Origin of the sequence: Streptomyces sp. SID12501 (assembly GCF_010550245.1) — a bacterium.
Lineage (GTDB): Bacteria > Actinomycetota > Actinomycetes > Streptomycetales > Streptomycetaceae > Streptomyces.
In genome coordinates, this window is record NZ_JAAGLU010000020.1 from 37,310 (window position 1) to 57,406 (window position 20,097).

The following is a 20,097-nucleotide window of genomic DNA, read 5'->3' on the forward strand; positions in this document are numbered from 1 at the left end:
CGATCAGTTCTGCCGGCTGCTCTCGTCCCGTAGCCAGGTACCGAAGTCCTGCGCCCGGATGGCCTTTCTGGATGCCCGCCGGGCGGCGACCGCCGCCGCGAGGAAGACTACGACACTCGGGAAGAGCTTCGGATCCCTGCGGACCAGGGCTTTCAGATCCGCCACGCTGGTGCGCGCCGAGGCATCCTCCGGTCCCTGGTGCTGCTCCACCTGGGCGGTGGACACGGCGGCCCGGACACGCCGTTTCATCAGGTCCCGCCAGGTGCGCGGAGGGTGGACGACGACACCGGCCCCGTCGACCACGAGCCGCTCCGCAGGAGCGAACGCCAGGGATGCGGCCAGGTCGTCCGCCATCAGCGGGGGCAGTGCGGCGATGCGGGCGTGCCCGGTCTTGGAGACCGCGATGACGCCCCGGCCGAACAGCCCCTCGCGCACGGCCGGGAGGCGCTGCCACACCCGGTAGTAGGCGCGCACCCGCCAGCCGCAGCCGGTCAGCGGGATCCGCCGCTCCGGGGCGGTGGCCAGGATGTCCGAGCTGTCGTCGTTCAGCGGCTCGACCAGTGCCCGTACGTCCGCGCCCGTGATCACGACGTCGGCGTCCACGTAGAGGCGGGGGAAGCCACGCGCGTGGTCGTCTCCCGCGCGCAGGGCGGCGTGCTTCGAGGGGGTGGGGATCTCGACCACGCGGACGCGCGGTCCGCGGGCGGCGGCGATCCGCGCGGTGTCGTCCGTGCAGCCGTTGCATACGACCACGATGTCGGTCTCGCCGTCGGCGGGGCCGGTGGAGTCGGCGGAGTCGGCCATCAGCGAATCTAGGAGTCGGCCGATGACTTGCGCCTCGTTGTGGGCCGGGATCACGATGCTCGTCACGTGGGCAGTATGCCGTCAGTGTCACTAATGCGATGTGTGTTTCGTTCAACCGTTCCCGTCATTGCGTTCCGTGGTCTAGATTGAGTGCCGCCGGACCGGTTTGGGTGGGGAACTGTCCTCAACTTGATGTCATGGTGCGGCTTTTTGCCCGAATTTGAACTTGCAGGAAATGCATGCTGGGGGGCATGAAGCGGTTGGGGAACCGCTGACGCTCCCTCGCTTTCCAGTGTCGCTGTGTGGAGGGCACTTCGATCGGGGGGTAGCCGCGCATGTGGTGGGGGGAGCATGGCCATTGAGGTCACGCATGAGCAACTGGTTGTGGAACGCAGGACTCCGGATGCTCGCCGAAGACGTTGGGATCGCAAATACCGGATCGCTCTGTTGGTCGCGGACGGCTTCGCGGCCGTTGTCGCGGCCCTTCTGATCCACGCGGTGTACGGCCGCTGGGCGGTGGCCCTCGTGCTGCCTCCGATGTGGATCGTGGTCATGGTCGCCCATCGCTCCTATGACCGCACCGCCCTGGGGCTGGGGACCGAGGAGTACCGACGGGTGCTTCGCGGCGCACTCGTGCTGCCGGCGCTCGCCGCGGTCGCGCACTACCTGTTCGCGCACGACGAGGGACTTCTCCATGACATGATCATGGCCACGGTGCCGGCTGTCGTGATCGCCCTTCCGGGCCGTTACGCACTCCGCCGCCGACTGCACCGAAGATGGGCACGCGGCCGGGACCGGAGCACGACGCTCCTGGTCGGGCCGTCACGCGGCATCGTGGAACTGGTCGCCGTGCTCCGCCGAGGCGGCTCACAGGAACTGCACGTCGCCGGGGTGTGCCTGAGCGATCCGAAGAACCGGTCGGAGATCCACAAGCTGGGGCTCCCCGTCCTCGGCGGCGTCGGCGACATGGACGACGTGGTCCGGGTCATGGGCATCAGCACCGTGGTGGCACTGCCGATCCCCGAGGCCGATGCCTCCGTCCTGCGCCGGATGTCCTGGACAGCGGCCGTACAGGGCGTCGATTTCCTGCTGGCCCCGGTACTGACCGACGTGTCCGCCTCCCGGCTGGCGGTACGCCCCACCAACGGGGTGCCGCTGGTCCGGATACAGGCCCCGAACCTCACCCGGATCTCCCGGCTGCCCAAGGAACTGCTCGACCGGTCGCTCGCGGCGGCGCTCCTGGCGCTCCTCGCACTGCCCATGCTGCTGATCGCCCTGATCGTCCGGCTGGACAGCTCAGGGGCGACGCTGTTCAGGCAGCAGCGGGTGGGCCGGTACGGCGACCACTTCACCATGTTCAAGTTCCGCACCATGCGGCCGGACTCGGAGGCCCTCCGGGCGGAACTGGAGCACCTCAACGAGAACAGCGACGGCCTGCTGTTCAAGGTGAAGGAAGACCCGCGGATCACCCGGGTCGGCTCGGTGCTGCGCCGCACGTCGCTCGACGAACTGCCGCAGCTGATCAACGTGATCAGCGGCCACATGTCGCTCGTCGGCCCTCGTCCGCCGTTGCCCGAGGAGGTGGAGGAGTACACGCCGGAGGTCAAGCGCCGGCTGCTCGTCAAGCCCGGCCTCACCGGGCTGTGGCAGGTCAGCGGACGCTCCGACCTGCCCTGGGACGAGGCGGTCCGGCTCGATCTCGGATACGTGGACAACTGGTCGATGGGTCTCGACCTGGAGATTCTGGCGCGCACCGGGTCCGCGGTGGTGCGTGGAACGGGGGCCTACTGATGGACCGACGGAAGAGGAACCAAGTGACGCAGGGCACACAACCGTTGGGGATCGCGGTCGTCGGGGCCGGTTACTGGGGTCCCAACCTCGTACGCAACTTCCAGGCCAGTGAGCAGTTCAGGCTGCGCTGGCTGTGCGATCTCGACGTGGACCGGGCCCAGCGGGTCCTCGGCGGCTACTCGACCGTCCAGGCCACCTCGGACTACGCGGCCGTCCTCGCCGATCCGACCGTCGACGCCATCGCCGTGGCCACGCCCGCCGGGACCCACCTCGACATCGCCCTGGCCGCCCTGCGCGCAGGCAAGCACGTCCTCGTGGAGAAGCCGCTCGCGGCGACCTACGCCGACGGGGTGCGCCTGGTGACCGAGGCGGAGGAGCGCGGGCTCACCCTGATGTGCGACCACACCTACTGCTACACGCCCGCCGTGGGCCGAATCCGGGAGCTGGTCCGCTCCGGTGAACTCGGCGATATCCATTTCGTCGACTCGGTCCGGATCAACCTCGGGCTGGTCCAGAAGGACATCGACGTGATGTGGGACCTCGCCCCGCACGACCTGTCGATCCTGGACTTCATCCTTCCGGACAACGTCGAGCCGGTCGCCGTCGCCGCCCACGGGGCCGACCCGATCGGCGCGGGACAGGCCTGCGTGGCCTATCTGACACTTCAGCTCAACACGGGGGCCATCGCCCACGTACACGTGAACTGGCTGTCGCCGACCAAGGTTCGCACCACCATGGTGGGCGGCGCCAAACGCACCCTGGTCTGGGACGACCTCAATCCCCTCCAGCGCGTGGCGGTCTACGACCGGGGAGTGGACCTGGCCGCGCCGCAGGAGATCGGCGCGGACGAGCGCCGGGACATGCTCGTGTCGTACCGCTCCGGCGACATGGTCGCTCCCGCCATCGGTGAGAAGGAGGCGCTGCGCAGCATGGTCGACGAGTTCGGCGACTCGATCAGACAGCGCCGGGCACCACTCACCGACGGCCGCGCGGGCCTGCGGGTGCTGGACATCCTCGAGGCGGCGTCCCGGAGTCTGGAATTCAAGGGCGCGGTCGTCGGCCTGCGTGCCGGGCGTTGACGTTCCCATTTCACTGAGAAGGCAGGGCAGTTGAGCAGCGTACGAGGCAAGAAGATCCTGGTCACCGGGGGAGCGGGCACCATCGGCTCCAATCTCGTCGACCTCCTGGCCGAGGGTGGCGCCCGCGAGATCGTGGTGCTGGACAACTTCGTGCGCGGGCGGCGGGCCAACCTCGCCAAGGCCATGCCCAGCGGCGTGGTGGAGGTCGTCGAGGGCGACATCCGGGACGCCGCCACCGTACGGAAGGTCACCGAGGGCGCCGACCTGGTGTTCCACCTCGCCGCGATACGCATCACCCAGTGCGCGCAGGAACCCCGGCTGGCCAACGAGGTCATGGTCGACGGCACCTTCAACGTCCTGGAGGCGGCGGCCGAGGCCGGGGTGGGCAAGGTGATCGCCTCGTCGTCGGCGTCCGTCTACGGCATGGCCGAGGCCTTCCCGACGACCGAGCGCCACCACGCGTACAACAACGACACCTTCTACGGCGCGGCGAAGGCCTTCAACGAGGGCATGCTGCGCAGCTTCCACGCCATGTACGGACTGGACTACGTGGCGCTGCGCTACTTCAACGTCTACGGCCCCCGGATGGACATCCACGGGCTCTACACCGAGGTGCTCATCCGCTGGATGGAGCGCATCGAGGCGGGCGAGCCGCCGCTGATCCTCGGCGACGGCACGCAGACCATGGACTTCGTCGACGTCCGGGACATCGCCAGAGCCAATGTGCTGGCCGCCGAGTCGGACCTCACCGACGAGGTGTTCAACGTCGCCAGCGGTACGGAGACCTCGCTGCGCGAACTCGCCGACGGTCTGCTGGAGGCCATGGGCGCGTCCGACCTGGAACCGGAGCACGGGCCCGCCCGCGCGGTGAACGGCGTGGTCCGGCGGCTCGCGGACACCACCCAGGCCGCCGAGCGGCTCGGCTTCACGGCACGGATCGACATGCGGACCGGGCTCAAGGACCTGGTGGAGTGGTGGCGTGCCGAGCGCGTCGCCGACGCCGCCGCTGCGGAGGCGGCCAAGTGAGCACCGACCGCATCCCGGTGATGATCCCCTGGCTCGGCGAGGAGGAGGCCAAGGCCGCCTCCGACGCCGTGCTGTCCGGGTGGGTCGCCCAGGGCCCCCGGGTCGCCGCCTTCGAACAGGCCTTCGCCGAGCGGGTGGGAGCGGAACACGGCATCGCCGTCAGCTCCTGCACCACCGCCCTGCACCTGGCGCTCGTCGCGCTCGGCATCGGGCCCGGCGACGAGGTCGTGGTGCCGTCGCTGTCGTTCATCGCCACGGCCAACGCCGTACGGTACGTCGGCGCCGAGCCCGTGTTCGCCGACGTCGACCCGGCCACCGGCAACCTGACGGCGGCCACCGTGGACGCGGTCCGCTTCCCCCGCACCAAGGCGGTCCTCGTCGTCCACCAGGGCGGTGTACCGGCCGATGTGCACAGCCTGCGTGCCGCCTGCGCCGAGTGGGACCTGCCCCTCGTCGAGGACGCGGCCTGCGCCATCGGCTCGACCGTCGGCGGCAAGCCCGTCGGACAGGGCGCGCTGATCGCCGCCTGGTCCTTCCACCCCCGCAAGCTCGTCACCACCGGCGAGGGCGGCATGATCACCACCGACGACGCCGAGTGGGCGGCACGCCTGCGCCGGCTGCGCGAGCACGGGATGAACGCCTCGGCCGCCGAACGCCATTCGAGCAGCAAGCCGGTCCTGGAGAGCTACCTCGAGGTCGGCTACAACTACCGGATGACGGACGTCCAGGCCGCGATCGGCCTGGTCCAGCTCGGCAAACTCGACGCGATGATCGCCCGCCGCCGCGAACTGGCGGCCCGCTACGACGCGTTGCTGCGGGACGTCCCCGGACTCACCCCCGTACGCGACCCCGAGCACGGGCAGAGCAACTTCCAGTCCTACTGGGTGCTGCTGGACGAGGACTTCCCCGTCGGCCGGGACGACCTGCTCGCCGCGCTCGCCGAGGCCGGCGTCTCCGCCAGGCGCGGGATCATGGCCTCGCACCTCGAACCCGCCTACGAGGGTCACCCCGGCGTGCCGCTGCCGGTCACCGAGCGGATCAGCCGCGACTCGCTGATCCTGCCGCTGTTCCACACGCTCACCGAGGCGCAGCAGGACCGCGTCGTGGCGGCGCTGCGCGAACAGGCCCGAAGATGAGCGGACTGCTGATCATCGGCGCGGGCGGCTTCGCCCGGGAGACCGCACAGGCCGTACGGGACGCGGGGGACATCGAGCTGCTCGGGCACCTCGACGACAACTCCGCCCTGCACGGCACCGAGGTGGACGGCGTGCCCGTACTGGGCGGCTGCGACCTGGTCCACGACCTGCCCGAGGCGCGGGTCGTGATCTGTGTGGGCAATCCCCGGGACTACGCGGCCCGCGCCCGCCTGGTCCGCAGGCTGGGCCTGTCGGCGGACCGCTACGCCACGGTGATCCACCCGACGGCGTCGGTGTCGGCGACCTCGGAGGTCGGCCCGGGCTCGGTGCTGCTCGCGCACTGCGTCCTGACCGCCGCCGTGCGGGTGGGCGCGCATGTAGCGGTGATGCCCCAGGTCGTCCTCACTCATGACGACGTCGTCGAGGACTTCGCCACGATCGCCTCCGGCGTCCGGCTGGGCGGGGGAGCGCGGCTGGAGCGGGGCGCCTATGTGGGCTCCGGGGCCCTGGTCAGGGAGGGCACGGTGGTCGGCGCCTGGTCGCTGATCGGGATGGGCAGCGCCGTGCTCGGTGATGTGCCGCCGGGCGAGGTCTGGGTGGGGAGCCCGGCCCGGCGGTTGCGCGCGGCGGCGGCGCCCGCACTCGATGAACTCGCGACACGAACAACAGCACGAACAACAGTGGGGGGACCGCTGAGATGAATCAGATTCCGCTTGTGGACCTGAAAGCGGCCCATGAGGAGGTCGCCGACGAGGTACGGGCAGGATTCGAACGGATCCTGGCCAACACCGCGTTCATCGGCGGCGACGAGGTGGGGGCCTTCGAGCGCGAGTACGCCGGCTTCGGCGACGTCGCGCACTGCGTGGGTGTCGCCAACGGCACCGACGCGGTCGAACTCGCCCTGCGGGCGAGCGGGGTGGGGCCCGGCGACGAGGTCGTCATACCCGCCAACACCTTCATCGCCACCGCGGGCGCCGTGGCCCGGATCGGCGCCCGGCCCATCCTGGCCGACTGCCTGCCCGACACCTACCTGCTCGACCCGCAGGCCGCGCTGGAGGCGGTCGGCCCGGCCACCCGCGCGGTCGTGCCGGTGCACCTGTACGGGCAGATGGCCGAGGTGACGGGGCTGGCCGGTCGACTGCCCGACCACGTAACGGTCGTCGAGGACGCCGCCCAGTGCCAGGGCGCCACCCGCGACGGCCGGTCGCCGGGCAGCGGCGGGATCGCGGCGACCAGCTTCTACCCTGGCAAGAACCTGGGCGCCTACGGCGACGCGGGCGCGGTCCTCACGGACGACGAGGAACTCGCCGGCCTGGTCCGCGCGATCGCGAACCACGGCGGCGTCGCCAAGTACCGCCATGACGTACCCGGGTTCAACAGCCGGCTGGACGGGCTGCAGGCCGTCGTCCTGCGGGCGAAGCTGGCCCGGCTGGCGGACGGCAACGCGGCCCGGCGGGCCGCCGCGGCCCGCTACGACACACTGCTCGCCGACCTGGCGTCCGCCGGGCGGGTCGTGCTCCCCACGACGGACGCCGGCAACGTCCACGTTTGGCACCTGTACGTCGTCCAGGTCTCCGGCACCGACCGCGACGACATCGTCGGCAAGCTCAACGCGGAAGGCATCGGCGCGGGGGTGCACTACCCCGCGCCCGTCCATCTCACCGAGGCTTACCGACATCTCGGGCACGCCCGCGGCGACTTCCCCCACGCCGAGAAGGCGGCGGACAGCATCCTGTCGCTGCCGCTCTTCCCCCAGATAAGCCCCGACCAGCAGCAACGCGTCGTGGACACGCTCGCCAAGGCGCTCCAAAGCTGATCGGTCCCCTGTTTGACGCTCCACGTCGACCTCACGGGTCGGCCGTGCACAGCACCGCTGAGAGGTACACATGAACAGATGGGGCAGACGGATCCGGGGCGGGCGCCTCGCCGTCGTAGCAGCATTGATATGGGCGGTGCTCCCGCAGGCCCTGCCCGCACAGGCGGCATCCGATCCGTGCGGAACGGCATCGAACGCGATCGTCTGCGAGAACTCCAAGACGGGCAGCCCTATGTCCGACTGGTACTCGCCCAACGCCTACGGTGGCATCAAGGGCTTCTCCACCAAGGAGAGCGTCCAGGCCGGTGACACCGTCCAGTTCAAGATCCAGTCCCCGGTCACCTACCACGTGGAGATCTACCGCCTGGGCTGGTACGGCGGCGACGGGGCGCGGCTGATATCGACCGCGGCCCAGGCCGCGGTGACCTACTCGGCCAACTACTCGAACAATCCCGCCAGTTGCACCACCAAGAGCAGCACGGGACTCGTCGACTGCGGCAACTGGCCTGTGACCGCCTCCTGGGCGGTGCCCAGCGACGCCGTGTCCGGCCTGTACATCGCGAACCTGACGCAGACGGACGGCGACGGCCTGATGCCGTACCCGTTCGTCGTCCGCAAGGACTCCAGCACCTCCGACATCGTCGTGCAGACCAGCGACCAGACCTGGCAGGCCTACAACGACTACGGCGGCCAGGACTTCTACGGTGGCGCGGGACCCGCGCCGGACGGCCGCGCCTACGAGGTCAGCTACAACCGGCCGCTGGACATCGGCGGTGACAACGGCATCTACGGCTCCGAGTTCATGATGCTGTCCTGGCTGGAGCGCAACGGCTACGACGTCAGCTATCTGTCGGGCGTGGACGTGTCGACCAACGGCGCCACCCTGCTGCCGAAGCACAAGGTGTACCTGTCCTCGGGCCATGACGAGTACTGGACGCAGAGCCAGTACTCCAACGTCCTGGCGGCCAGGAAGGCAGGCGTGCGGCAGGCCTTCTTCAGCGGCAACGAGGTCTTCTGGAAGACCCGGCTCGCCGCGAGCAACGACGGCACGAGCACCGCGAACCGGACCCTGGTCTGCTACAAGATGACCAAGATGGTGCAGGGCAACGGCATCGCCGACCCCAGCGGCACCTGGACCGGCACCTGGATGGACCCGACCAGCACCTCCTACGGTCAGACCTACCAGCCGCCGAACATCCTCACCGGCTCCATGTTCACGGTGAACGGCTACCGCGCCGACGCGATCACGGTCCCCGGCGCGTACGGCAAGAACCGGATCTGGCGCAACACCTCCATCGCGAACCTCACGTCGAGCCAGACCGCCACCTTCCCGACCGGCACCCTCGGCTACGAGTGGGACAGCGACCTCGTCAACAGCACCAGACCCGCCGGAGCGATCGACGTGTCGTCCACGACAGTGGACATCACCGACGGCAAGTACCGCCTCGACTGGGGCAACATGTACGGCAACGGCACGGCGACGCACAATCTCGTCGAGTTCCGCGACCAGGACTCCGGGGCCCTGGTGTTCGGTGCGGGGACCGTGCAGTGGTCGTGGGGGCTCACCAACCTCCCGGTGTACGACCCCGATGACGTGGTCGTCACCGAGGACGCCCGGATGCAGCAGGCGACGGCGAACGTCCTCGCCGACATGGGCGTCCAGCCGCTGACCCTGCAGAGCAACCTCGTCTCCGCCACGGCCACCACCGACTCCACCGGCCCGGCCGTCACCGTGACGACCCCGGCCTCCGGGGTCACCGTCCCGGCGCTGAAGCCGGTCACGATCAGTGGCACCGCCACCGACTCCGGCGGGGGCGTGGTGGCCCGCGTCGAGGTGTCCACCGACGGCGGGACGACCTGGAACGCCGCCACCGGACTGACGTCCTGGACCTACAGCTGGACGCCGACGGCCCCGGGCGCCGCGTCCATCAAGGTCCGCGCGGTGGACGACAGCGTCAACATCGGAGCCGTCAACACCCGCCCGGTGACCGTCGGTCCCCAGGCGTGCCCCTGCACCATCTGGCCCGCCACCGCGGTGCCCGGCACCCTCAACGCGGGCGACAACGGTCCGCTGGAGCTCGGCGTCAAGGTCCGTACCACGGTGGCCGGTTCGATCACCGGCGTCCGTTTCTACAAGTCGCCGGCCAACACCGGCACCCACACCGGCAGCCTGTGGAGCGCCTCCGGCACCCGCCTGGCCACCGGCACCTTCACCAACGAGACGGCCTCCGGCTGGCAGCAGCTGAACTTCGCCACCCCGGTGACGGTCAAGGCCAACACCACCTACGTCGCCTCGTACTTCGCCCCCAACGGCGGATACTCCTACGACGGCGGCTACTTCTCCGGCAGCGCGGCCGGCCTGGCCCCGCTCACGGCACTCCAGTCGGGCACCGACGGCGGCAACGGCGTCTACCGGTACAACTCGACCAGCGCCTTCCCGTCCTCGGCGTCCTCGGGCAGCAACTACTGGGTGGACGTGGTGCTCGACACCTCGACGGCCAGTACGACCCCGCCCGTCGTCACCTCGACCTCACCGACGTCGGGAGCGACCGGCGCGTCGATCACGGCACCGGTGTCGGCCGTCTTCGACCACGCCATCGACGCCGACACGCTGACGTTCACCCTGAAGGACCCGAACGGCAACACCGTGCCGGGCACCAAGACGCTCCCCGCGTCGAACCAGGCGACGTTCACGCCGTCGACGGAACTGGAACTGCACACCACGTACACCGCGTCCGTCCAGGCCGAGGACCTGTGGGGCAACGCCATGACCGCCCCGGTGACGTGGTCGTTCACCACCAGCTCCACCCCGCCCGCGGTCACCTGCCCCTGCACGCTGTGGAGTGCCGGCACCGTGCCGGCCAGGACGGCCGTCACCGACGACCCCAACTCCCTCGAACTGGGCACCAGGTTCCAGTCCTCGGCGAGCGGCTGGGTCACCGGTGTCACCTTCTACAAGGGCGCCACCAACACCGGCACCCACACCGGGAGTCTCTGGTCCGCCGACGGCACGCTCCTCGCCTCCGGCACCTTCACCACGGAGTCCGCCTCCGGCTGGCAGACGATGACGTTCGCGACCCCGGTGGCGATCAGCGCTGACACCGCGTACGTCGTCTCCTACCACGCGCCGAACGGCAACTACGCGGTGGACGGCGGCTACTTCGCGTCGGCCCACAAGTCCTATCCGCTGACCGCCACCGCCGACATCAGTACGGCCCACAACGGGCTGTACCGGTACGGCAGTGACGTGGCCTTCCCCAACGGCTCCTACGGATCCGCGAACTACTGGGTCGGTCCCGTCTTCACCGCCGACGACCCGTCCGCGTCGCTGACGTCGGGCACCTCCTCGGAGGTGGGAACCTCCGCGCTGGCGCGCACCGCCGACGCGGCGAACCCCCTGGTCACCTCGCTGCCCAGCACCGCCAAGCTGTCCACGGTGAAGGCGACGGTGACCGTCCTGCCGGGCGCGAAGGCCGCTGCCGCCGGGAAGCTCAAGGTCAAGGCCGTCCTCTCCTACAACCGGGCCACCCACAAGGTGTCCGTCCATCTGTCCACCCCGCTGCCGGACGGCACGCGGTTCAAGATCACGGTCATGGCCCGGGACAAGCAGAACCACATGGTGACGTCCCGGGTCTGGACCCTCACCAGCAAGACCGTCCGCAAGAAGAACTGACCGATCACAACCCACCGACAGTGGCCTCCCGCACACTCGCGGGAGGCCACTGTCGGGGATTGGCTTTCCCCACAGATGAGTACCGTCAGTGTTGTCATCCCCTGCTACAAGTACGGCCATTTCCTAGCCGACTGCGTGAGCAGCGTCCTGGACGAGCAGGACGGCGTTGACGTCCGGGTACTCATCATCGACGACGCCTCTCCCGACGACTCGGCGAAGACCGCGCTCAAGCTGGCCGCCGCCGACTCACGCATCCAGGTCCGCGTCCACGAGAGCAACAAGGGACACATCGCCACCTACAACGAGGGACTCCTCGAGTGGGCCGACGGTGACTACGTCGCACTTCTCTCCGCCGACGACCGACTGGTGCCCGGCGCCCTGGTGCGCGCCGCCGACCTGCTGGACGCCCATCCGGAAGCGGGGTTCGCCTACGGCCGTCCCCTGCGCTTCCAGCACGGCGGCCCGCTGCCCAAGGCCCGTACGCAGGGCACCGGTTCGGTCGTCTATCCCGGGCACTGGTGGCTGGAGCGCCGGTTCCGCGAAGGCACCGGCTGCATCACCTCGCCCGAGGTCGTCGTCCGCACCAGCCTGCAGCGCGAGGTGGGCGGCTACGACCCCGAACTTCCGCACGCCGGCGACATCGAGATGTGGATGCGGCTCGCCGCCCGCGCCGACGTCGGCTACGTACGCGGCGCGGACCAGGCCTTCTACCGCGTCCACGGCAACAACATGTCCACCACCGACTTCGGCGGCCAGCTCGACGACCTCCGCCAGCGCCTCGTCGCCTTCGACTCCGTCCTCGCCAAGTGCGCCGACCAGCTCCCGCAGGCCGAGCAGCTGGCCGACACGGTGCACACCCGGCTCGCCCGCTATGCCCTGCGGCGCGCGTACCGCGCCTACGACCGGGGGCGCACCGACATCGTCCCGGTCGACGATCTCGTCGCCTTCGCCGCGGAGTGCCGTCCCGGTTTCACTTCCCTTCCCGAGTACCAGGCGCTGTACCGGCGCCGGCGCATCGGCGCCGGGCTGATGCCGTACCTCCAGCCGCTGGTGTGGTCGGCCGTGGTCGATCGCGGGCGGGAATGGCTGTGGTGGCAGTCCTGGAAGCGCCGCGGCATCTGATGCGGGAACGCTCCGTTCAGTACGCGGTGACGGCGCCCGGCTCAGTTGGCCACGGGTACCGCACTTGCGTGCTGGCGTGGGTCGGGGGAGTCGCCCTTCCTGCTCCTGCGACGCAGGACGTACTGGTCGAACCACAGCGCGCTCAGGAGCGCGGCGGTCGCGCCCAGCAGTGCCGTACCGGCCACCGCGCGGCTCTTGGTCCCCAGCACCTGGGCGGCGCTCGGGGCGACCAGGACGGAGGCGTTGATCCGCGCCGCCGCCGAGATCCCCTGTGCCTCCTGGACGTCCGCCACATGCCCCGAGTACACGTCGATGATCCTGCGGACCGCCGTGTCGGCCTCGACCGGGTCGGATGCCCGAGCCTGGACCTGCAAGGAGGGGATCAGATAGGCGGGCGTCGCGCTGGTGCCGCTGTTGCGCGGGATCAGCTGGTACGTCCCGTGGACGCCGGCGGAGGTCAGTTCCTTCCGTCCGGCGGGCGATTCGAGCTGCTGGATGACCCCGTACGAGAGGGTGGCGAGCGGCGGTTGCAGATTCGTCAGCTGGTTCGGCTGGTTCCCCGTCACCGGCGGCTTGAGGACGATCACCGCCGAACTCAGATACCGCGGAGCGGGGCGGAGCACCGGGTAGGCGCCGGCGGCCGTCAGCAGGAGCGCGAGCACAAGCACGTACCAGCGGCGGAGCAGCGCTTCGGCGACGTCACGGGGCGACACAGGGATTCCTTCCGTCGGCACCGATCCTCGCAGGCGCGGGGGCGGATCGCCACCAGATCACGAGGCCTATGCTGTGCCGGAGCCCGGACGTCCGGTCACGCGGCACCGGGCCGGGGGGAGAGATCATGAGCCTTGGTGACATCTGGGCGATCATGTGCAGGCGTTGGTACTTCATGGTGCCCCTCACCCTGCTCAGTCTGTTCGCGGGCGGCTATCTGTACCGGACGATCCCGGTGTCCTACGAGTCGCAGAGTTCCGTCACACTGCTCGACTCCTCCGCGGTCGCCGATCTGGCGCCGACCTTCGGCAACCCCATATCGAACGCGGGCGGTTCGCTGGTCGTCACGGCCGACGTGCTGATCAGGACCCTCCAGTCGAGCGACTCGGCCAAGGAACTGCACTCCCGCGGTGTCACCGACCGGTACACGGCCGGTTTCGCGCCGGAGGCCGACAGCCCGCTGCTCACCCTGAGCGTCACCGGCACCGACCGGGCGAAGGTGCTGCGCGAGACCACCACCCTCACCAAGTTCACCGGCGAGCAGCTGAAGGCCCTGCAGGCCGCCTCCAAGGTGCCGGCGAAGTACTCCGTGCAGGCCACGCCGGTCGTACTGCCGCAGACACCGGTCTCACAGTCGAAGGCCCGCTACCAGAACATCGCGTCGGTCCTCATCGTCGGGATCGTCAGCGCGTTCCTGCTGTCCATCCTGGCCGAGGGCGTCGCGGTGGTCCGCCGCCGGGGACGCGCCACGGCCGGATACGTTCCCCGGCGCCATCGCGCCCAGCCCCCCGAGCGGGAGCCCAGGGGCCTGCTGGTGCGGAAGCTGGACGCCACGACGATCCTCACCGGCTATCTGGCGCTGGCCTTCTTCGTCCCGTCCAACCTCACCCTGCCCGCCCTGGGCGGTGTCGGCACCCCGGCCAACGTGTTCGCCCTGCTGGGGCTTCTCTGGTACCTCGCGACCTGGCTCGGCGGTCGCATCCGTCCCGCCGAGGGCACCAGGCTGCCACGCGTGGCGATGTGCCTGCTCGCCGTGGCGGTGCTGCTGTCGTACCTCGCGGACGCGAGCCGCGACAGCTCGCACGAGGAGGTCCTCGGAGCCGACCGGGGGCTCATCGGGCTCGGCGTGTGGGTGGCGCTGGTGGTGCTGGCCTCGGCCGGCATCCAGGAGCGCAGCCGGCTGGAGACCCTGATGCGCCGGCTCGTCGTCCTGGGCACGGTGGTCGCCCTGATCGGCTACTACGACTTCTTCGCGGCGACCAACATCGCCGACTCCATCCACATCCCCGGCCTGCAGTCGAGCACCGCCGGGATCAGCGCCATGGACCGCGGCTCGTTCACCCGGCCGCGCTCCACCACGGCCCATCCGCTGGAGTTCGGCGGGATGCTCGCCATCCTCGTTCCCTTCGCCGGCCACCAGGCGTTCGATCCGGTACGTCGTCACGCCGGCGCGCTGCGCCGCTGGGCCCCGGTGGCGATCATGGCGGGTGCGCTTCCGCTGACGGTGTCCAGGACGTCCATCATCGGCGCCGCCATCGTGATCCTGGTGATGGTGCCCCGCTGGAAGCCGGAGCGGCGCTGGGCCGCGATCGGAATCACCGTGGCCTCGGTGGCCGGCTTCAAGGTGATCATCCCCGGGCTGATAGGGACCATCACCAACCTGTTCGCCACCTTCTTCGCCGGCTCCGACAGCAGCACCCAGGCGCGCACCGTGAAGTACAGCGCGATCGTCCCCTACCTCAACGAACACCCCTGGTTCGGAAGGGGGTTCGGCACCTTCACTCCCGACCTGTACTTCTTCACGGACAACCAGTACATGCTGACCCTCGCCGAGATGGGCATTGTGGGGCTCGTCGCGCTGCTCGCCCTGTTCGTCACCGGGATCCACACCGGCGGTGCCATCCGCCGGCTCGCCCGCAACGACTCGGACCGGGAACTCGGTCAGGCGTTCCTCGCCTCGGCGCTGGTCGCCCTGGTCATCAGCGCCACCTTCGACGCGCTCAGCTTCCCCATGTACGCCGGGATGTTCTTCCTGACCCTGGGGGCCGGCGGCAGCTACCTCGGCTTCATCCGCCGCGAGGCCGCCGAGGCCGAAGCCGAGACATCGGCAGCGGACACCGTGACGGTTCCTGGCCCCCGTAAGGCACCCGAAGCCCAGCTCCCCCAACTCGCGGAGTCCCGATGAGCCCCGTCGCCGTCATCGTCGTCACCTGGAACAGCGCCTCGGTGCTCCCCGGGTTCCTCGCCGCGCTTCCCGACGGCATGGCGGGCCTCGACTGGCGGCTCGTCGTCGCCGACAACGACTCCGCCGACGACACCGTCGAGGTTCTCCGGACACTGGCCCCCGACGCCACCGTCGTCCAGACCGGGCGCAACGCCGGGTACGCGGCCGGGGTCAACGCGGCGCTGGGTGCGGCCGGTGAGCACGGGACCGTCCTCATCTGCAACGCCGACATCCGGATGGGGGAAGGCTGCGCCAAACGCCTCGTCGACAGTCTCGGCGAGGGTGTCGGGATCGCCGTACCCCTGCTGTACGAAGAGGGCAGCGACACGCCCCACTACTCGCTGCGCCGCGAGTCGAGTGTGACCCGGGCGCTCGGCGAGGCCCTCATCGGGAACACCAGAGCCGGACGCTTCCCACTCCTCAGCGAGCTCGTCACCGACCCCGCCGCGTACCGGCGGCCCACGCGCGCGGACTGGGCGACCGGCGCGCTCATGGCCATCTCGGAGGACTGCCTGGCCGCTTGCGGCCTGTGGGACGAGTCCTTCTTCCTCTACTCGGAGGAGACCGAGTACTGCCTGCGCGCCCGGGACCACGGATACGCCACCCAGCTGGAGCCGACCGCCGAGGCCGTTCACCTGGGCGGCGACTCCCAGGTGTCACCCCGCCTCTGGACCCTCCTCACCCTCAACCGGGTCCGCCTGTACCGCCGACGTCACGGCGCCCTGGCCACGGCGGCCTTCCGCACAGCGGTCCTGCTCCGCGAAACGTCACGCGCCGCGCTGGGCCGCCCGGCCGCCCGCGCGGCGGCAACCGCACTGGCCAGACCGGGCGCCCTGCGCAAAACACCGGGCCCGTAACAGCGAGCGTCCACAGGGGCGCCCCACAGGGGCGCGGGGCTGTATCGATATGCGGCTCCGCCGCGTGGGCGCGACAAGCCACGATGGCGCCGCAGCCGGCCGCCAGCAGATCGAGGCACCCCCTCAGCCCGCTGCCGTACTCCGTGGCCGGCACACCATGGCAACGAAATCGTGCCCCAGGTCAGGGAGGACCGCGTCCTCCAGAGCAAAGCACCGCTCCAGCAGCGCCAGCGTCTCGGACTCCTGGTCAAGGAAGTTGTGCGCGATCCCCGAGAACGCGATGTGCAACACCGTCCCCCCGTAAGGCCGTTCCTCGACGACGTCGAACTCGCGCCGCAGACCCGGCAGCAGCGCCGCCGCGTCGACCGCCTCCGAGGGGTCGTCCAGCACCATCGCCAGTCTGCTGGGCCGTACGACACGGTGTTTGATCCGGCCGTCGGCCAGGCGCCGACGCTCTTCGGGCAGTCGGCCCAGGAGGTCGTTCGCCGCGTCCAGTTGGCCGTCGGTCCACTGGAACCGGGTGGGTCCGACGAACTCGTCGACCACGAACGTCCCGCCGGGCTCGATCAGTTGGGAGAGTCGGGGCAGGGTCTCGTCGAGGTCGTCGAAATGGTGCAGCGACTGCAGGCCCAGTAATACGTCGAAGCGTTCCCCGTCGCCGGCCATCCGGTTGACGTCACTGACCCGGAAGCGCAGTACGTCGGCGAGGCCGTGCTCGGCGGCGGCGCGGGTGGCGAAGTCGATCCGTTGCTGCGCCACGTCCACGCCCTCCAGGAGGCCGAACGCGCCGGTCTTCGCCCAGAGAAGTTCGTTGCCGCCGGTGCCGCACCCCAGCGACAGGCCGCGCAGATCGGTGCGCGGCGCGAAGTGCTCGGCGGCCACGTACTCGGGAAATGATATGTCGGGGTCGCCGGTCATCAGCAGGTTCCAGCGTTCGACGACCGCCGGTATCGCCCACCACTCGGTCAGCGACGGGTCGACCTGGGACCAGTGCTGGACCACCCGTGCGCCGCCCCGCACCCGTAACTTGGCCAGCACCGGGTCGAGTTCCAATCGCCGTAACTTGCGCAGTAATCGGTCCGCGTCATGTCTGTTGACCAGGTTGTTCAGCATACGGGCTCCGTTCTGACGGCTATGAGTGACTTCGGGGCACCGAGCACCCGCTCGCTGAGGAGCACCGAACCAGGGAACAGATAACGCATTTCGGTGCGGGTCAGCAGCTCGATGTTGATCACCGCGTCCATCGCCGACTCCGGGCTGTCGGGGCGGCTGTGGACAAGCGGCCAGCGGCGTACGAGACGTGCCCTGGCCGCGAGCGGCAGGAACTGGAAGCCGGGCGCCACGAAGTGGGGCTCGACGGGGAAGTACCGGTACGGCGTCTGGATCCAGTGCAGCGGCGCCAGTGACTCGACGGCCGAGACGAACTTCCGACGCTGGCTGTGGCCGCCCACGTGCTCGATGGTCGAGTTGGAGAACACCAGGTCGAAGCCGCCGCGGGCGCTCAGTTCGGCGGCGACCGCCTCGTCGGTGACGTCGGCGACCTCTGCGGTGATCCAGTCGGGCAGTTCGGCGGGATGCTCCGCCAGATTGATCAGATGGACGTGCTTGGCACGTACGGGTGCGCGCAGCCACATGTCGGCCGTCCCGCCCAGGTCCACGACGCTCATGTTCTCGATGCCGGGGAAGCATCGCCGAAACCGCTCCCAGCGGGCGATGCGCATGCGTTCGCCCAGCGAGCCGGGCGCGTCGACGAACTTGTTCCTGAGGGCGCGGGAGCGGGGCATGGGATCAACCACCTGTGTTCGGAACGGGAGAAGAAACAGCGGGAGAGAGCAGCGGGAGAAGAACCGCGGGGGAGGCGCGGCGGGGGAGGAGCAACGGTCGGCGTAGCAGGGCGGCTTCATCCGGGCGTCACCACCGGGTGTAGAAGCTGGCCGGGTTCACCAGATAGCGGACGGTGGGGTGCGGCACATGAAGCACCCGGTGACTGCGGGCGTACCGGTGGATCAGCTCCCAGTCCTCCCGGGGCATCACCTCCGGTGTCCGGCGCAGACGGCTGAAGTACAGGGAGCGACTGCGGCGGCCGACGAAGGCGTTCGTGTCGAGGAAGGACTCGCGGGCGGCCCGGCGCCGGTCGTAGGGCACCGACAGGACGTCCCGCTCGCTTCCGTCGGCCAGGACACGGCGCAGCGCCGTGTAGACACCGTCGGGCCCGCCGGGGGACTCCAGGACCGCCAACGCCCGTTCCAGATGGTCGGGTTCCCACAGGTTGTCGTCGTCCAGGAACGCCACGTACCGCGAGCGGCTGAGGCGGATGCCGACGTTGCGCACGACTCCCGCCACGCCGGTGTTGCGTGCCAGCGAGACGGCGAACAGCCTTGGGTCGTCCGGGAGTTCGGGCAGTCCGGCGCCGTCGTCGACGACGATCACGACCTGGTCGCGAACGGTCTGGTCCAGAGCCGAGCGCACCGCCGCACACAGCGCCTCGGGACGTCGGTGGGTGGCGATCACCGTGGCGACCAGCGCCGAGGGCGGTGACGGCAGTCCGGCGGCCAGCCGTCGGGTCTCGGCGTTCTCGATCCGGCGCAGCCGCACCGCGGTGGGGGCCAGCAGGACCTTGTTCCTGGCCTCGAAGAGCACCAGCCAGCCGAACAACGCCTTGAGCAGGGTCCAGGGCGCCCGTGCGACACGGCGCACGACGCCGCTCACGACGACGGCTCCGGCTGGACGAGGCGGCCGTCGGACATCCGGTTGTTGCTCCACACGTTTCCGGCGCCGCCCGCGTTCCAGTGGGCGACGACGCCGTAGCCGCCGGACGCGGGGTGGTACTCCGTCGAGAAGATGTTGTCGGTGACCCTGATCCCGGTGGCGCCCGTGTCACCGCCGTACAGGGCGTACGCGCCGCCGGCGATCCAGTTGTCGTCCACGGTGACGTTGCGGACCACGCCGGTGTCCGCGAACAGGCCGATGCTGCCCGAGGCACCCTGCTTGAGGCTGGTCGGGTTCAGCAGGGTGTTGTGGCGGATGATCAAGTGGCCGGTGTTGCCGCCGCCGCTGATCACCGTGTTGGTGTGCTGCCACTCACCGCCGAGGTTGATGAACGGCTCGATGTCGTGAACGTAGTTGTCGTGCAGGTTCCCCTGCCCCATGGACAGGGCGTCGCCGAACACCGAGACGTCGCACCAGCCGACCTCGATGGAGCTGACCCCCATGTTCGACACCGCGTAGTCCACGCCGCCGTTGTCCGGCCCCTTGCCTGGTACGGCCGTGATGGTGGAGTGCAGGACCTTCAGGCCGCTGAAACCGGGGCGCAGGTTGATGCCCCACCAGTTGTCCGAGGTGATCCTGGTGTCGATGACGGTGACGTTGTTGGCGTAGATGTCGAGCGTGCCGGTGATGTCCTGGCCCCGGATGACGAGCCCGTTGGTGCGGACGGCCCAGTACCCGGTGTTGTGGGGCTTGAGGGCGATCCGCGGTCCGGTGGTGTCGGCGTCGGGGAAGCCGCAGGCGCCGGGCGAGGCGCAGTTGGTCCTGGCCGCCGGGGCGCCGGACGCACTGCCGGTGCCCGGCGTCGCGGTCGGCTTCCGGGACGGGGTGGGCTTGGCTGTCGGGGTGGGCTTCCTGGTCGGGGACGGCGAGGCGGTGGGGCTGCTCGTCGCCTCGCCGACGGTGGCCGACGGATCCGGGCTCGGTGACGCGGAGGACCCGTCCGTACGGCAGGTCGGTCCGTCGGCCGGGCAGTCCTGTGACACGGACCGGTCCGAGCCGGAGCCCGAGCAGGCCGCGCCGAGGACCGCCAGCAACGCTGCGAGCAGCAGTCCCACGAGCGAGTTGCGGCTGATGCGCCGTGACATCAGG

16 protein-coding genes are annotated in these 20,097 nt (G+C 70.0%); 10 read left to right on the plus strand and 6 right to left on the minus strand.

Features of this window, described 5'->3' with window-relative positions; all coding sequences use genetic code 11:
* Nucleotides 1-3: 3 nt before the first annotated feature.
* Nucleotides 4-870, minus strand: coding sequence for a glycosyltransferase (locus tag G3I71_RS23960; RefSeq protein WP_164317097.1), 867 nt, complete (start codon nt 868-870; stop codon nt 4-6).
* Nucleotides 871-1,155: 285 nt separating this feature from the next.
* Between G3I71_RS23960 and G3I71_RS23965 the strand changes: the two genes are divergently transcribed.
* The 8 genes from G3I71_RS23965 to G3I71_RS24000 all read left to right on the plus strand — a co-directional run bounded on the left by G3I71_RS23965 (nt 1,156) and on the right by G3I71_RS24000 (nt 12,447).
* Nucleotides 1,156-2,595 (plus strand): sugar transferase, encoded by a 1,440-nt coding sequence (locus G3I71_RS23965; protein WP_164317099.1) that lies wholly within the window; start codon nt 1,156-1,158, stop codon nt 2,593-2,595.
* Between the two features lie 23 nt (nt 2,596-2,618).
* A complete protein-coding gene (locus G3I71_RS23970; RefSeq protein WP_343243062.1) occupies nt 2,619-3,674 on the plus strand; it encodes a Gfo/Idh/MocA family oxidoreductase in 1,056 nt (351 codons plus the stop codon).
* Between the two features lie 30 nt (nt 3,675-3,704).
* Nucleotides 3,705-4,700 carry an NAD-dependent epimerase/dehydratase family protein gene (locus G3I71_RS23975; RefSeq protein ID WP_164317103.1) on the plus strand — a complete coding sequence of 332 codons (996 nt, stop codon included), beginning with the start codon at nt 3,705-3,707 and terminating at the stop codon, nt 4,698-4,700.
* A complete protein-coding gene (locus tag G3I71_RS23980; protein ID WP_164317105.1) occupies nt 4,697-5,836 on the plus strand; it encodes a DegT/DnrJ/EryC1/StrS family aminotransferase in 1,140 nt (379 codons plus the stop codon). The genes G3I71_RS23975 and G3I71_RS23980 overlap by 4 nt, the downstream gene beginning before the upstream one ends.
* Nucleotides 5,833-6,537, plus strand: coding sequence for an acetyltransferase (locus tag G3I71_RS23985; RefSeq protein ID WP_164317107.1), 705 nt, complete (start codon nt 5,833-5,835; stop codon nt 6,535-6,537). Before G3I71_RS23980 ends, G3I71_RS23985 begins: the two co-directional genes overlap by 4 nt.
* Nucleotides 6,534-7,652: a DegT/DnrJ/EryC1/StrS aminotransferase family protein gene (locus G3I71_RS23990; protein ID WP_164317109.1), complete on the plus strand. Its 1,119-nt coding sequence runs from the start codon at nt 6,534-6,536 to the stop codon at nt 7,650-7,652. Before G3I71_RS23985 ends, G3I71_RS23990 begins: the two co-directional genes overlap by 4 nt.
* A gap of 70 nt (nt 7,653-7,722) precedes the next feature.
* Nucleotides 7,723-11,325, plus strand: a complete 3,603-nt coding sequence (locus G3I71_RS23995; protein WP_164317111.1) for a DUF4082 domain-containing protein — start codon at nt 7,723-7,725, stop codon at nt 11,323-11,325.
* A 75-nt stretch (nt 11,326-11,400) separates the two neighbouring features.
* On the plus strand, nt 11,401-12,447 hold the full coding sequence (locus tag G3I71_RS24000) for a glycosyltransferase (protein ID WP_164317113.1): 1,047 nt from the start codon (nt 11,401-11,403) through the stop codon (nt 12,445-12,447).
* Nucleotides 12,448-12,488: 41 nt separating this feature from the next.
* Here G3I71_RS24000 and G3I71_RS24005 read toward each other — a convergent pair whose 3' ends face one another.
* The gene (locus tag G3I71_RS24005) at nt 12,489-13,160 is read right to left on the minus strand and encodes a hypothetical protein (protein ID WP_164317115.1); all 672 of its coding nucleotides are present in this window, start codon (nt 13,158-13,160) and stop codon (nt 12,489-12,491) included.
* A 125-nt stretch (nt 13,161-13,285) separates the two neighbouring features.
* Between G3I71_RS24005 and G3I71_RS24010 the strand changes: the two genes are divergently transcribed.
* Both G3I71_RS24010 and G3I71_RS24015 read left to right on the plus strand, forming a co-directional pair.
* On the plus strand, nt 13,286-15,343 hold the full coding sequence (locus G3I71_RS24010) for an O-antigen ligase family protein (protein ID WP_164317116.1): 2,058 nt from the start codon (nt 13,286-13,288) through the stop codon (nt 15,341-15,343).
* Nucleotides 15,340-16,239: a glycosyltransferase family 2 protein gene (locus G3I71_RS24015; protein WP_164317118.1), complete on the plus strand. Its 900-nt coding sequence runs from the start codon at nt 15,340-15,342 to the stop codon at nt 16,237-16,239. The genes G3I71_RS24010 and G3I71_RS24015 overlap by 4 nt, the downstream gene beginning before the upstream one ends.
* A gap of 123 nt (nt 16,240-16,362) precedes the next feature.
* Here G3I71_RS24015 and G3I71_RS24020 read toward each other — a convergent pair whose 3' ends face one another.
* The 4 genes from G3I71_RS24020 to G3I71_RS24035 form a co-directional block, all read right to left on the minus strand.
* Nucleotides 16,363-17,352, minus strand: a complete 990-nt coding sequence (locus G3I71_RS24020; protein ID WP_164317120.1) for a class I SAM-dependent methyltransferase — start codon at nt 17,350-17,352, stop codon at nt 16,363-16,365.
* Nucleotides 17,346-18,023 carry a class I SAM-dependent methyltransferase gene (locus G3I71_RS24025; protein WP_164317122.1) on the minus strand — a complete coding sequence of 226 codons (678 nt, stop codon included), beginning with the start codon at nt 18,021-18,023 and terminating at the stop codon, nt 17,346-17,348. Before G3I71_RS24025 ends, G3I71_RS24020 begins: the two co-directional genes overlap by 7 nt.
* 127 nt (nt 18,024-18,150) lie before the next feature.
* A complete protein-coding gene (locus tag G3I71_RS24030; protein ID WP_164317124.1) occupies nt 18,151-18,948 on the minus strand; it encodes a glycosyltransferase family A protein in 798 nt (265 codons plus the stop codon).
* On the minus strand, nt 18,945-20,093 hold the full coding sequence (locus G3I71_RS24035; RefSeq protein WP_203731175.1) for a hypothetical protein: 1,149 nt from the start codon (nt 20,091-20,093) through the stop codon (nt 18,945-18,947). Before G3I71_RS24035 ends, G3I71_RS24030 begins: the two co-directional genes overlap by 4 nt.
* Nucleotides 20,094-20,097: the final 4 nt, after the last annotated feature.

Bases quoted from the DNA above. Each gene is read 5' to 3' on its own strand.
- G3I71_RS23965 (WP_164317099.1), top strand. From the start codon at position 1,156: ATGGCCATTGAGGTCACGCATGAGCAACTGGTTGTGGAACGCAGGACT.
- G3I71_RS23985 (WP_164317107.1), top strand. From the start codon at position 5,833: ATGAGCGGACTGCTGATCATCGGCGCGGGCGGCTTCGCCCGGGAGACC.
- G3I71_RS23990 (WP_164317109.1), top strand. From the start codon at position 6,534: ATGAATCAGATTCCGCTTGTGGACCTGAAAGCGGCCCATGAGGAGGTC.
- G3I71_RS23995 (WP_164317111.1), top strand. From the start codon at position 7,723: ATGAACAGATGGGGCAGACGGATCCGGGGCGGGCGCCTCGCCGTCGTA.
- G3I71_RS24000 (WP_164317113.1), top strand. From the start codon at position 11,401: ATGAGTACCGTCAGTGTTGTCATCCCCTGCTACAAGTACGGCCATTTC.
- G3I71_RS24010 (WP_164317116.1), top strand. From the start codon at position 13,286: ATGAGCCTTGGTGACATCTGGGCGATCATGTGCAGGCGTTGGTACTTC.
- G3I71_RS24015 (WP_164317118.1), top strand. From the start codon at position 15,340: ATGAGCCCCGTCGCCGTCATCGTCGTCACCTGGAACAGCGCCTCGGTG.
- G3I71_RS24020 (WP_164317120.1), bottom strand. From the start codon at position 17,352: ATGCTGAACAACCTGGTCAACAGACATGACGCGGACCGATTACTGCGC.
- G3I71_RS24025 (WP_164317122.1), bottom strand. From the start codon at position 18,023: ATGCCCCGCTCCCGCGCCCTCAGGAACAAGTTCGTCGACGCGCCCGGC.
- G3I71_RS24035 (WP_203731175.1), bottom strand. From the start codon at position 20,093: ATGTCACGGCGCATCAGCCGCAACTCGCTCGTGGGACTGCTGCTCGCA.